Annotated in this window: 12 protein-coding genes; 9 read left to right on the plus strand and 3 right to left on the minus strand. The window is 71.8% G+C overall.

Annotated features, from left to right (window positions below):
* The first annotated feature begins 11 nt into the window (after positions 1 to 11).
* A complete protein-coding gene (locus ACZ6ZT_RS25865) occupies positions 12 to 794 on the plus strand; it encodes a DUF4190 domain-containing protein (protein ID WP_469722294.1) in 783 nt (260 codons plus the stop codon).
* A 49-nt stretch (positions 795 to 843) separates the two neighbouring features.
* Here the strand turns inward: ACZ6ZT_RS25865 and ACZ6ZT_RS25870 are convergent, their stop codons facing one another.
* Positions 844 to 1,086: a hypothetical protein gene (locus tag ACZ6ZT_RS25870; RefSeq protein WP_469722295.1), complete on the minus strand. Its 243-nt coding sequence runs from the start codon at positions 1,084 to 1,086 to the stop codon at positions 844 to 846.
* On the minus strand, positions 1,083 to 1,640 hold the full coding sequence (locus ACZ6ZT_RS25875; RefSeq protein WP_469722296.1) for an NADAR family protein: 558 nt from the start codon (positions 1,638 to 1,640) through the stop codon (positions 1,083 to 1,085). The genes ACZ6ZT_RS25870 and ACZ6ZT_RS25875 overlap by 4 nt, the downstream gene beginning before the upstream one ends.
* A gap of 182 nt (positions 1,641 to 1,822) precedes the next feature.
* Here ACZ6ZT_RS25875 and ACZ6ZT_RS25880 point away from each other — a divergent pair, with 182 nt between their 5' ends.
* The 8 genes from ACZ6ZT_RS25880 to ACZ6ZT_RS25915 all read left to right on the plus strand — a co-directional run bounded on the left by ACZ6ZT_RS25880 (position 1,823) and on the right by ACZ6ZT_RS25915 (position 11,617).
* Positions 1,823 to 3,337: a gamma-aminobutyraldehyde dehydrogenase gene (locus ACZ6ZT_RS25880; protein ID WP_469722361.1), complete on the plus strand. Its 1,515-nt coding sequence runs from the start codon at positions 1,823 to 1,825 to the stop codon at positions 3,335 to 3,337.
* Positions 3,338 to 3,384: 47 nt separating this feature from the next.
* A complete protein-coding gene (locus ACZ6ZT_RS25885; RefSeq protein WP_469722297.1) occupies positions 3,385 to 4,635 on the plus strand; it encodes a polyamine ABC transporter substrate-binding protein in 1,251 nt (416 codons plus the stop codon).
* 78 nt (positions 4,636 to 4,713) lie between these two features.
* Positions 4,714 to 5,865, plus strand: a complete 1,152-nt coding sequence (locus ACZ6ZT_RS25890; RefSeq protein ID WP_469722298.1) for an ABC transporter ATP-binding protein — start codon at positions 4,714 to 4,716, stop codon at positions 5,863 to 5,865.
* Positions 5,862 to 6,791, plus strand: coding sequence for an ABC transporter permease (locus ACZ6ZT_RS25895; protein ID WP_469722299.1), 930 nt, complete (start codon positions 5,862 to 5,864; stop codon positions 6,789 to 6,791). Before ACZ6ZT_RS25890 ends, ACZ6ZT_RS25895 begins: the two co-directional genes overlap by 4 nt.
* Positions 6,792 to 7,598, plus strand: a complete 807-nt coding sequence (locus tag ACZ6ZT_RS25900) for an ABC transporter permease (protein ID WP_469722300.1) — start codon at positions 6,792 to 6,794, stop codon at positions 7,596 to 7,598. It abuts the gene before it with no gap.
* 30 nt (positions 7,599 to 7,628) lie between these two features.
* Positions 7,629 to 9,047: an NAD(P)/FAD-dependent oxidoreductase gene (locus ACZ6ZT_RS25905; RefSeq protein WP_469722301.1), complete on the plus strand. Its 1,419-nt coding sequence runs from the start codon at positions 7,629 to 7,631 to the stop codon at positions 9,045 to 9,047.
* 203 nt (positions 9,048 to 9,250) lie between these two features.
* The gene (locus ACZ6ZT_RS25910) at positions 9,251 to 9,718 is read left to right on the plus strand and encodes a hypothetical protein (RefSeq protein WP_469722302.1); all 468 of its coding nucleotides are present in this window, start codon (positions 9,251 to 9,253) and stop codon (positions 9,716 to 9,718) included.
* An 87-nt stretch (positions 9,719 to 9,805) separates the two neighbouring features.
* Positions 9,806 to 11,617: a chitinase gene (locus tag ACZ6ZT_RS25915; RefSeq protein ID WP_469722303.1), complete on the plus strand. Its 1,812-nt coding sequence runs from the start codon at positions 9,806 to 9,808 to the stop codon at positions 11,615 to 11,617.
* On the opposite strand, the gene ACZ6ZT_RS25920 is transcribed toward ACZ6ZT_RS25915, so the two are convergent.
* On the minus strand, positions 11,602 to 12,174 hold the full coding sequence (locus tag ACZ6ZT_RS25920) for a phosphatase PAP2 family protein (protein WP_469722304.1): 573 nt from the start codon (positions 12,172 to 12,174) through the stop codon (positions 11,602 to 11,604). The genes ACZ6ZT_RS25915 and ACZ6ZT_RS25920 overlap by 16 nt on opposite strands.
* Positions 12,175 to 12,357 lie beyond the last annotated feature (183 nt).

A 12,357-nucleotide genomic window follows, 5' to 3' on the forward strand; every position in this document is an offset into this window, starting at 1 on the left:
GGGGGCGCCGTATGACCGACCAGAGCCCTGAGCCGAGGGACCCGTGGGCGCCGCCCGAGAGGCCGGCCGTCGAGCTAGGCAAACCGGCCGGGGGTCAGGCGGCCGCGCCGCCGCCCGCAGCGACCCCGCCCCCGGCGGGAATCCCGGCCGGGCAGGCCGCGCAGGCACCGGCGACCCCGACGGAACCGGCCGCGTTCGCACAGGCCCCGCCGGGCCAGGCCCCGCCCGCGCCGGGTGTGCCCGCGGGGCAGGTGCCGTACGGGCACGTGCCGCCCGGGCAGGCGCCGTACGGGCCGCCGCCGGGCGGTATGCCCGGGGGGACGCCGCCCGCGTACGGGTATCCCGCGCAGCCGGCGCCCGGGGCGTACGCGTACCCCGGCCCGCCGCCGGCTCACGGATACCCGGGAGCCCCCGGTCATCCCGGGTATCCGGGCTACCCCGGCTACCCGGGTGCCTACGCCCCGCCCGCCAGCAACGGCTTCGGAATCACCGCGCTGGTGCTCGGAATCATCGCGGTGTTCGCGTGCGGCTCGGTGATCGGGGGCATTCCCCTCGGCATCGCGGCGGTCGTTTTTGGCGTGCTCGGCCGGGGCAAGGCGAGCCGGGGCGAGTCGACCAACGGCGGGATGGCCCTCGCGGGGATCATCCTCGGCGCGGTGGGCATTCTGGTCGGCATCGTGATGACGCTGCTCGTCATCCTCGTGCCCTACCTGGACAAGTCCGACGAGGACACCGTCCCCCACGGCCCCCCGTCGATATCCCACGTCGAAGCCCCGCAGAGCGAACGGGTCTGACGCCCGGCCGGCGCCCCCCGGTTCCCGGCCCACCCCGCCGCCCGGCCCCTCAGGGAGCCGTCGCGGAGAGGAGGACCGGGACCATGTACGGGCCGTCCGGGGCGGCGCGGGCGAGCGGGACCCAGGTCAGGCCGACCATGCGGGGGCAGTCGCAGGCCAGATCCGGGTCCACGCCCAGCACCGGCTCCCCGGCGGCGGTCTCCACCCGGAAGCAGGTGGTCCAGCCGGAGGGATACGGAGCCCCGAAGGCGCGGCGCACCGACAACGCCCGCAGCCGCTCCGTCCCGCTCATGCCACCGGCTCTTCCCGGAGCCGCTCCCGTGCCTCCATCAGCGCGAAGCCCAGCAGGTTCAGCCCGCGCCAGCGTGCCGGGTCGAGGGCGCGCTCGTCGTCGGCGGCCAGTCCGATGCCCCAGATCCGGTCCACGGGGCTCGCCTCCACCAGCACCCGCGACCCCGTCCCCAGCAGATACGACCGCAGCGCGGGGTCGGAGCCGAACTTGTGCACGCTGCCCTCCACGACCAGCGCGAACCGCTCCCGCTCCCACACGCTGTCCTCGAACCCGCGCACCAGCCGCCCGGCCTTCTTCGCCTGCGCCGGGGTCGCCGCCTCCAGCGCGGCCCGCTCGGCCTCCGCATCCCCGAACAGCCGGGCCTTGCCGGCCATCATCCAGTGCTCCGCGGTGGCGTACCGCACGTCACCCACAGTGAAAGCGGACGGCCACCACTGGCTCAGACAACTCGGCCCGAGGCCCCCGCCGGCCAGCGGCCGGTGTCCCCAGAAGGGCAGGAACTTCACCCGTTCACCACGGCTGACCTGCTCTGTCAAGGTGTCGATGATCTCCATGCACGCGAGTCTCGCAGCCACCACTGACACTTCGTACGGGATTTCGGTTGCGCCTCGACATATGGTCGACCGATTCCGTCGCGTAATCAAAAGGCAACAACGGAATCCCTTGGCGGAGGGGAAGCCCTCTGTCAGGATCGGCAATCAATTCGAGCTGTAGCTACGGAGAGCGTGAGAGCGTGATGGGTAACCGCTTCCAGGTCAAGGACCGCTTCGCGGACGGCGCGCAGTACATCGACGGCCGGCTCCGGTCCGGTACCTCGGGTCGCTCGCACACCATCGTCGACCCCGCGACCGGCCAGGAGGTGCTGACCTACGAACTGGCCGGCCCCGCGGACGTGGACGAGGCCGTCGCCGCCGCCAAGCGGGCCTTCCCCGCCTGGTCGGCCGCCACCCCGGGGGAGCGGTCGGACGCGCTGCACCGGCTGGCCGCCGTACTGGCCGGGCAGGCCGAGGACTTCGCGTACGCCGAGTCCCTGCAGTGCGGCAAGCCGCTCAAGCTGTCCACGGAGTTCGACGTACCGGGGACCATCGACAACACCGCCTTCTTCGCGGGCGCGGCCCGTCACCTCCAGGGCCAGGCGGCCGGGGAGTACTCCGGCGACCACACCTCGTACGTGCGCCGTGAGGCCATCGGCGTCGTCGGCTCGATCGCCCCCTGGAACTACCCGCTCCAGATGGCCGCCTGGAAGATCCTCCCGGCCGTCGCCGCGGGCAACACCATCGTCCTCAAGCCCGCCGAGCTGACCCCCCTGACCTCCCTGATGTTCGCCCAGGCGGCCAAGGAGGCCGGGCTGCCCGACGGGGTGATCAACATCGTCACCGGTGCCGGGCGGGACGCGGGCGAGCACCTGGTCGGCCACCCCGACGTGGTCATGACCTCCTTCACCGGCTCCACCGCCGTCGGCAAGCGGGTCGCCGAGATCGCCACGGCCACCGTCAAGCGCCTCCACCTGGAGCTCGGCGGCAAGGCCCCGTTCCTCGTCTTCGACGACGCCGACCTGGAGGCCGCCGCCCACGGCGCCGTCGCCGCCTCGCTGATCAACACCGGCCAGGACTGCACCGCCGCCACCCGTGCGTACGTGCAGCGCCCGCTGCACGACGCCTTCGTCGCCCGGGTCGCCGAGCTGATGGAGACCGTACGGCTGGGCGACCCCTTCGCGGCCACCACCGACCTCGGCCCGCTGGTCTCGCACGCCCAGCGCGACCGGGTCGCCGCGTTCGTCGAGCGCGCCCGCGCGTACGCCACCGTCGTCACCGGTGGCGAGAGCCCGGGCGGCGAGCTGGCCGAGGGCGCCTACTACCGGCCGACCCTGATCTCCGGCGCGGCCCAGGACAGCGAGGTCGTGCAGTCCGAGATCTTCGGCCCGGTCCTGGTCGTCCTGCCCTTCGACACCGACGACGAGGGTCTCGCTCTGGCCAACGACACCCCCTACGGGCTCGCGGCCTCCGCCTGGAGCCGCGACGTGTACCGGGCGGGCCGCGCCACCCGCGAGCTGAAGGCGGGCTGCGTCTGGGTCAACGACCACATCCCGATCATCAGCGAGATGCCCCACGGCGGCTACAAGGCCAGTGGCTTCGGAAAGGACATGTCCGTGTACTCCTTCGAGGAGTACACGCAGGTCAAGCATGTGATGTACGACAACACCGCGGTGGCGGCCAAGGACTGGCACCGCACGATCTTCGGGGACCGATAGCCGACCACCGCCCGACCGGCGGTCCACCTCCCGAAAGGGCACAGTCCATGGAGCATTTCGAGCCCGGCCCCCTCTCCGCGGTGCAGATCGCGGCGATGCGGCGCAGCCTCACCGGCGGGCGCGGGGCCCTCACCCGCCGTTCGCTGCTGCGCGCCTCCGGCGTCGGGGCGCTCACCCTCGGCGGCCTGGCCGCCCTGACCTCCTGCGGCATCCCGCCCGCCAAGCGCGAGGGCGGGGCGGCGGCGGCCTCCGACGACCACTCGGAGCAGGAGAAGGAGCTCACCTTCTCCAACTGGACCGAGTACATGGACACCAGCGAGGACGAGAAGTCGCGTCCCACGCTGGAGGAGTTCACCAAGCGGACCGGGATCCAGGTCAAGTACACCGAGGACATCAACGACAACGTCGAGTTCTTCGGCAAGATCCGCCCCCAGCTCGCGGCCGGCCAGGACACCGGCCGCGACCTGATCGTCGTCACCGACTGGCTCGCCGCCCGCATCATCCGCCTCGGCTGGGCGCAGAAGCTGGACCCGGCCCACCTGCCGCACGCCTACGCCAACCTCTCCCCGCAGTTCCGCAGCCCCGACTGGGACCCGGGCCGCTCCTACAGCTATCCCTGGACCGGCATCTCGACCGTCATCGCCTACAACTCCAAGGCCACCGACGGCCGGAAGGTCGACTCGGTCACCCAACTGCTCGACGACCCCTCCCTCAAGGGCCGGGTGGGCTTCCTCACCGAGATGCGCGACACCGTCGGGATGACGCTGCTCGACCAGGGCAAGGACCCGGCGAGCTTCACCACCGCGGACTTCGACGCGGCCCTCGGCCGGCTCCAGAAGGGCGTGGACACGAAGCAGATACGCCGCTTCACCGGCAACGACTACACCGCCGACCTCGACAAGGGGGACCTCGCGGCCTGCCTCGCCTGGGCGGGCGACGTCATCCAGCTCCAGGCCGGCAACCCGGACATCAAGTACGCCGTCCCGGCGGCCGGGTACATCACCTCCAGCGACAACCTGCTGGTCCCCGCCAAGGCCCGGCACAAGACCAACGCCGAGCGGCTCATCGACCACTACTACGAGCTGCCGGTGGCCGCCAAGCTCGCCGCGTTCATCAGCTACGTCTGCCCCGTCGACGGGGTCAAGGACGAGCTCGCCAAGATCGACCCGGCGCTCGCGGAGAACACGCTGATCGTCCCGGACAAGGCGATGACCGCCAAGTCCCACGCCTTCCGCTCGCTCAGCAGCGAGGAAGAGACGGCGTACGAGGAGAAGTTCACCAAGCTCATCGGCGCCTGAAGCCACCCGTCCTCGCCGCCCCCACACCCCCCCCGCGCTCCCGCACCCTTCCGACACCACCACCGAAGGCCGCGACCCATGACTGACAAGACCGCGAGCGGCGACGTCCGCCTCGCCGGGATCAGCAAGCACTACGGTTCCTTCACCGCCGTGCACCCGCTGGACCTCACCATCCCCCAGGGCTCCTTCTTCGCCCTGCTCGGCGCATCGGGCTGCGGGAAGACCACCACCCTGCGCATGATCGCCGGCCTGGAGGAGCCCTCCACCGGCACCGTCAGCCTGGGCGAGCGCGAGGTGACCCACCTGCCGCCGTACAAGCGGCCGGTGAACACCGTCTTCCAGAGCTACGCGCTGTTCCCGCACCTGAACATCTTCGAGAACATCGCGTTCGGGCTGCGCCGCCGCGGCATCAAGTCCGTCAAGAAGCAGGTCGACGACATGCTGGAGCTGGTGCAGCTCGGCCAGTTCGCCCAGCGCAAGCCGCACCAGCTCTCGGGCGGCCAGCAGCAGCGCGTCGCCGTCGGCCGCGCCCTGATCAACCACCCCCAGGTGCTCCTGCTCGACGAGCCGCTGGGCGCCCTCGACCTCAAGCTGCGCCGCCAGATGCAGCTGGAGCTCAAGCGCATCCAGACGGAGGTCGGCATCACCTTCGTGCACGTCACGCACGACCAGGAGGAGGCCATGACCATGGCCGACACGGTCGCGGTGATGAACGGCGGCCGCGTCGAGCAGCTGGGCGCCCCCGCCGAGCTGTACGAGAACCCGAAGACCACCTTCGTCGCCAACTTCCTCGGCACCTCCAACCTCATCGAGGCCGAGGTCCTGGAAGCCGGCGGCACGGACGTGGTCGTCGGCGCCGCGGGCACGAAGCTCCGGCTGCCCGGCCGGCGATGTTCGACCACGCCCCGCGCGGGCGAGAAGCTGCTGGTCGGCGTGCGCCCGGAGAAGATATCCCTGGTCCACGCGGACGACGAGGACACCGTCGCGGCCGGCCGCAACAAGATCACGGGCCGGATCGCCGACTCCTCCTTCATCGGCGTCTCGACCCAGTTCGTCATCGACAGCCCGGTCTGCCCGGAGCTGGAGGTGTACGTGCAGAACATCGAGCGCGACGCCCGCCTGACCCCCGGCGCCGAGGTCGTCCTCCACTGGAACCCCGAGCACACCTTCGGGCTGGACGCGGCCCAGGACATCGAGGCGGGCATCGAGACCGTCGAGGAGAGCGCGTGACCGCCGTCGCCGCGCCGCCGGAGGCGGCCGCCGAGACCGGGCCCCCGGTGCACAAGGCGTCCCTGCGCAAGCGCCTGATCCCGTACTGGCTGCTGCTTCCCGGCATCGTGTGGCTGCTCGTCTTCTTCCTGCTGCCGATGGTCTACCAGGCCTCGACCTCGGTGCAGACCGGCTCCCTCGAAGAGGGCTTCAAGGTCACCTGGCACCTCCAGACCTACTGGGACGCCTTCACCGGCTACTACCCGCAGTTCCTGCGCTCGCTGCTCTACGCGGGCACCGCGACCGCGCTCTGCCTGCTGCTCGGATACCCGCTGGCGTACCTGATCGCCTTCAAGGCGGGCCGCTGGCGAAACGTTTTGCTGATCCTGGTCATCGCCCCGTTCTTCACCAGCTTCCTGATCCGCACCCTGGCCTGGAAGACGATCCTGGCCGACGGCGGCCCGGTGGTCGGCGCCCTCAACGCCGTCGGTTTCCTGGACGTCACCAGCTGGCTCGGCATGACCGAGGGCGACCGGGTGCTGGCCACGCCGCTCGCGGTCGTCTGCGGCCTCACGTACAACTTTCTCCCCTTCATGATCCTGCCGCTGTACACCTCGCTGGAGCGCATCGACACCCGCCTCCACGAAGCGGCCGGGGACCTGTACGCGCGCCCCGCCACGGTGTTCCGGAAGGTGACCTTCCCGCTCTCGATGCCGGGCGTGGTCTCCGGGACCCTGCTCACCTTCATCCCGGCGAGCGGCGACTACGTCAACGCCGAACTGCTCGGCTCCACGGACACCCGGATGATCGGCAACGTCATCCAGTCGCAGTACCTGCGCATCCTCGACTACCCGACGGCGGCCGCGCTGTCCTTCATCCTCATGGCCATCGTGCTGATCATGGTGTCCATCTACATCCGCCGAGCGGGGACGGAGGACCTGGTCTAAATGGACAAGCCCCTTGGCTGGCTCCGCCGCAACGCCGTCGTCATCGCGGGACTGGGCACGCTGGCGTACCTGATCCTGCCGAACGTCGTCGTGACGGTCTTCTCCTTCAACAACCCCGCCGGGCGCTTCAACTACGCCTGGCAGGAGTTCTCGCTCGACGCCTGGAAGGACCCCTGCGGGGTCGCCGACCTGTGCGGATCCCTCTCGCTGTCCCTCCAGATCGCCCTCTGGGCGACCATCGGGGCGACCGTCCTCGGCACGGCCATGGCCTTCGCGATGGTCCGCTACCGGTTCCGGGGGCGCGGCGCGGTCAACTCGCTGATCTTCCTGCCCATGGCCATGCCCGAGATCGTGATGGCGGCCTCGCTGCTCGCGCTCTTCCTCAACATGGGCATCCAGCTGGGCTTCTGGACGATCCTGATCGCCCACGTGATGTTCTGCCTCAGCTTCGTCGTCGCCGCCGTCAAGGCACGCGTCCTGTCGATGGACCCGCGACTGGAGGAGGCCGCCCGCGACCTCTACGCCGGACCGGTGCAGACGTTCCTGCGCGTCACCCTGCCGATCGCCGCCCCCGGCATCGCGGCGGGCGCGCTGCTGTCCTTCGCGCTCTCGTTCGACGACTTCATCATCACCAACTTCAACTCGGGCAACACCGTCACCTTCCCCATGTTCGTGTGGGGATCGGCCCAGCGCGGTACGCCCGTACAGATCAACGTCATCGGCACGGCGATGTTCGTCATCGCGGTCCTGGTGGTGCTCGCCGGCCAGTGGGCCGGCAACCGCCGCAAGAAGGCACAACCGAAGTAATCAGTTCAGTTCCGTAGGGAGTTGGAAGCCATGGCCCCAGTCGCCATGCGTAGTGTCGCGAAATCCCTTTCCGAAGCGAAGCCGGTCGCGTACTGGCTGGACGACCCCGGCAAGCCGGCCGCCGAGCCGGCCCTCACCTCAGACGAGCGCTGCGACCTGCTCGTCGTCGGCGGCGGCTACAGCGGCCTGTGGACCGCGCTGATCGCCAAGGAGCGCGACCCGGGCCGGGACGTGGTCCTGATCGAGAGCAAGGAGGCGGGCTGGGCCGCCTCCGGCCGCAACGGCGGCTTCTGCGCCGCCTCGCTCACCCACGGGCTCGCCAACGGCATCGCCCGCTGGCCCGGCGAACTCGCCAAGCTGGAGGAGCTGGGCGCCCGCAACCTCGACGAGATCGAGGCGGCGGTCGCCCGCTACGGCATCGACTGCGACTTCGAGCGCACCGGCGAGATCGACGTGGCCACCGCACCCCACCAGGTCGAGGAACTGCGCGAACTCCACGAGGAGGCGCGCCGGCTCGGCCTGGCCGACGGCTCCGAATGGCTGGACCGGGACGCGCTGCGCGCCGAGGTCGACTCGCCGACCTTCCTCGCCGGCCTCTGGGACCGCGACGGCGTCGCCATGCTCCACCCGGCCAAGCTCGCCTGGGGCCTCAAGCGGGCCTGCCTGGAGCTGGGCGTACGGATCTACGAGAACACCCGCGGCCTGAAGATGTCCCAGGTCGGCGCCGGGATGGCCGTCACCACCCCGTACGGCACGATCCTCGCCCGCCGGGTCGCGCTGGGCACCAACATCTTCCCCTCGCTGGTCAAGCGGATCCGCCCGTTCACGGTCCCGGTGTACGACTACGCGCTGATGACGGAGCCGCTGACCGAGGAGCAGCTCGCCGCCATCGGCTGGAAGCGGCGCCAGGGCCTGGGGGACAGCGCCAACCAGTTCCACTACTTCCGGATCACCAAGGACCACCGGATCCTGTGGGGCGGCTACGACGCGATCTACCCGTACCGGGGGAAGCTCGACTCCGAGTACGACCACCGTCCGGAGACCTACCTCACGCTCGCGGAGCACTTCTTCACCGCGTTCCCGCAGCTGGAGGGGGTGAAGTTCAGCCACGCGTGGGGCGGCGCCATCGACACCTGCTCCCGCTTCTCGGCCTTCTTCGGCACGGCCCACTCGGGCCGGGTCGCCTACGCGGCGGGCTTCACCGGCCTCGGCGTCGGCGCGACCCGCTTCGGCGCCGACGTGATGCTGGACCTGCTGGACGGGGTGAGCAGCGAGCGCACGCGGCTGGAGATGGTGCGCAGCAAGCCGATGCCGTTCCCGCCGGAGCCGTTCGCCTGGACCGGGATCACCCTCACCAAGTGGTCGCTGGCCCGCTCCGACGCCCGCGGCGGGCGCCGCAACCTCTGGCTGCGCACGCTGGACCGCTTCGGGCTCGGCTTCGACAGCTGACGGCGGCGCGGCCGTACCCCCGTACCCCTGTGCCCCCGTGCCCCGCTGAGCTGGGCCACCGCGCGCCCCCGGCGCACGCCCGCTCGGATTCCGTGACCCGGTTCACCACCACGGGGTGACGGAACCCGCGTCATACCGTCGCCCGGCCCCGCTCTCTCCCGGTGAGAAGTTTTCACCGCACACGAGAGAACGGAGGCCGGGCCATGACGTTCCCGGGGGCCAAGACGGCAGTGGAGTGGCTGGTATCGGTGGCGCCGGATCCCGAGGCGTGCCGGTGGGAATGGGAGCGCAACCCCCTCGGGACCGCCCTCCTGCCCGCCGGCCGGCGCTGGGACGTGCTGATCCTGCCAGGGGCGCTGGGGCGGGGCACGCTCGACGTACTGCACCTGCTCACCGCCCGGCCCGGCCCGGTGCTCTCCGACTCCGGGGACACCCGGGTGGGCTTCTTCGTGCCCCCGGGCACGGCCTCCCGCTGGCTCGGTACGGGCGTACGGGGAGCGGGGCGCGGGAGCTGGATCGTGGTCCCGTACCCGGGCCGGGCGGCGGGCGGGGTGCGCTGGCTGGTGACCCCGGACGGCGAGGGGACGCTCAACGACCCGGTGGCGCTGGAGCTCGCGATGCACGAGGCGGCGGCGGCCGGCGTACGGACGGGTGAGGACCGGACCCCTTGACACCGGCATTGGTCTGGACCATCTTGGGCGCCGCCGCCGCTCCCGCGCCAGGGGTCCGGCGCATCTCCCCATGACCCGGAGGCAGTCGTGCGCAGAGTGCTCCCCCTCCTGACGGCCGCCGCTCTGGCGGTGGCCGGACTCCTCACCTCGGGCCCGCCCGCGGCGGCCGCGGACGCCGACCTCGTCCGCAACGGCGGCTTCGAGGCCGGCCTCGACGGCTGGAGCTGCACCGGCGCGTCCGGAGCCGTCGTCAGCGCCCCCGTCCACGGCGGGAGTTCGGCCCTCAGGGCCACCCCGGCCGGCCAGGACAACGCCCGGTGCTCCCAGACCGTCACCGTCGCACCCGACGCGACGTACATTCTCGCCGCCTGGGTGCAGGGCTCCTACGTCTACCTCGGCGCGAGCGGCACCGGCACCACCGACGTCTCCACCTGGACCCAGACCCCGGGGGCCTGGAAGCAGCTCACCACCAGCTTCCGCACCGGCCCCGCCACCACCTCCGTGACCGTCTACACCCACGGCTGGTACGGCCAGGGCGCGCACCTCACCGACGACGTCACCCTGATCGGCCCCGACCCCGGCGGGACCGGCCCCGGCCAGCCCCGCCCCCCGGCCGCCCCCACCGGCCTCACGGGCTCCGCCACCTCGGCCACCACGGTGGCGCTGACCTGGGCGGCGGTCACCGGGGCGACCTCGTACAAGGTCTACCGCGACGGGGCCGCCCCGCTGACCGCCACCACCGCCTCGGCCACGGTCGACGGCCTCACCGCGTCCACCCCGTACGCCTTCCGGGTCTCTGCCGTGAACGCGGCGGGGGAGTCGCCCCAGAGTCCGCCGCTCACCGTCACCACCCCCGGTGGCGGTGGCCCGGGCGGTCCGGGCCTGCCCGCGCACGCCCTCGTCGGCTACCTCCACAGCAGCTTCGCCAACGGCTCCGGCTACGTCCGCATGGCCGACGTCCCCGCCTCCTGGGACGTCATCGACCTCGCCTTCGGCGAACCCACCTCGGTCACCTCCGGCGACATCCGCTTCCGGCTCTGCCCGGTGAGCGAGTGCCCGAACGTCGAGTCGGCCGCCGAGTTCAAGGCGGCCATCAAGGCCAAGCAGGCCGCCGGCAAGAAGGTGCTGATCTCCATCGGCGGCCAGAACGGCCAGGTCCAGCTCGCCACCACGGCCGCGCGCGACGCCTTCGTCCGTTCCGTCGGCGCGATCATCGACGAGTACGGGCTCGACGGCCTCGACATCGACTTCGAGGGCCACTCCCTCTCCCTCGCGACGGGAGACACCGACTTCCGCGCCCCCACCACCCCGGTGATCGTCAACCTGATCTCCGCCGTGAAGACCCTGAAGGCCCGGTACGGGCCGGACTTCGTCCTGACCATGGCCCCCGAGACCTTCTTCGTCCAGCTCGGGTACCAGTTCTACGGCTCCGGGCCCTGGGGCGGCCAGGACCCGCGCGCGGGCGCGTACCTCCCGGTCATCCACGCCCTGCGCGACGACCTCACCCTGCTGCACGTCCAGGACTACAACTCGGGCCCGATCACGGGCCTGGACGGCCAGTACCACTCCATGGGCGGCGCCGACTTCCACGTCGCCATGACGGACATGCTGCTCACCGGCTTCCCGGTCGCGGGCGACACCTCCCGCGTCTTCCCGCCGCTGCGCCCCGGCCAGGTCGCCATCGGCCTGCCCGCCACCCCCAACGCGGGCAACGGCCACACCCCGCCCGCCGAGGTGGACAAGGCCCTGGACTGCCTGACGAAGCGGACGAACTGCGGCACCTACCAGCCGCACGGCACCTGGCCCGCGCTGCGCGGACTGATGACGTGGTCGATCAACTGGGACCGCTTCGGGGGCGGTGAGTTCAGCCGCAACTTCGACGCCTACTTCGGCGGCTGAACCCGCTCGCTCCGCCCGCGCCGTCCGCGCGACGCGCTCGCGCGGACGGTGGACAGCAGCGGCGCGCACAGCAGCAGGCTGGCCAGGACGTCCAGGGGCCAGTGGAAGCCGCGCAGGACCAGCCCCGCCGCGGTGAGGGCCGTCAGGAGGCCGGCCAGGGCGAGGGGCCAGGGGCGGCGCGTGTCGGGGGCGACGAGCAGGGCCGCGCCGGTGTAGGCCATCAGGGCCGTGGCCGTGTGCCCCGAGGGGTAGTAGCCGGCCGCCCAGGGCTCCAGGGGTCCCGGGCGGGCGGTCCACTCCTTGAGGGGGACGATCAGCGCCGGTACGAGGGCCATCGCGAGGCCCGCCACGAGCGCGGCCCGGCCCCGGCCGCGCCAGGCGGCGTACGCCATCGCCAGGGCCAGGACGGGCACGGCGACCGGGATGTTCCCGAGGTCCGCGAGGCGTTCGGTGACGGAGTCGGGGACGGTGCGCACCAGGGCGCGGCTCAGCGCGCGGTCCGGGACCAGCAGCGGCCCCGACACCAGGACCTGCCAGGTGATCAGGGCGAAGAGCACGGCGCCGAAGGCGGTGCCCAGGGCCGCGAGGGCGGCGGGGGAGAAGGGGGAAGTGGCCGGCCGTCCCGGAACAGGGGGGATGGTTCCGGGACGGCCGCCCGGATCGGGTTGCCGTGCGCCCCGGGGGGTTTGGGGCGGACGGCCGTCCGATCTGAGAGGAGTGTGCGCGAACGCATGCCCAGT

The organism is Streptomyces sp. NPDC102258, from assembly GCF_055584685.1.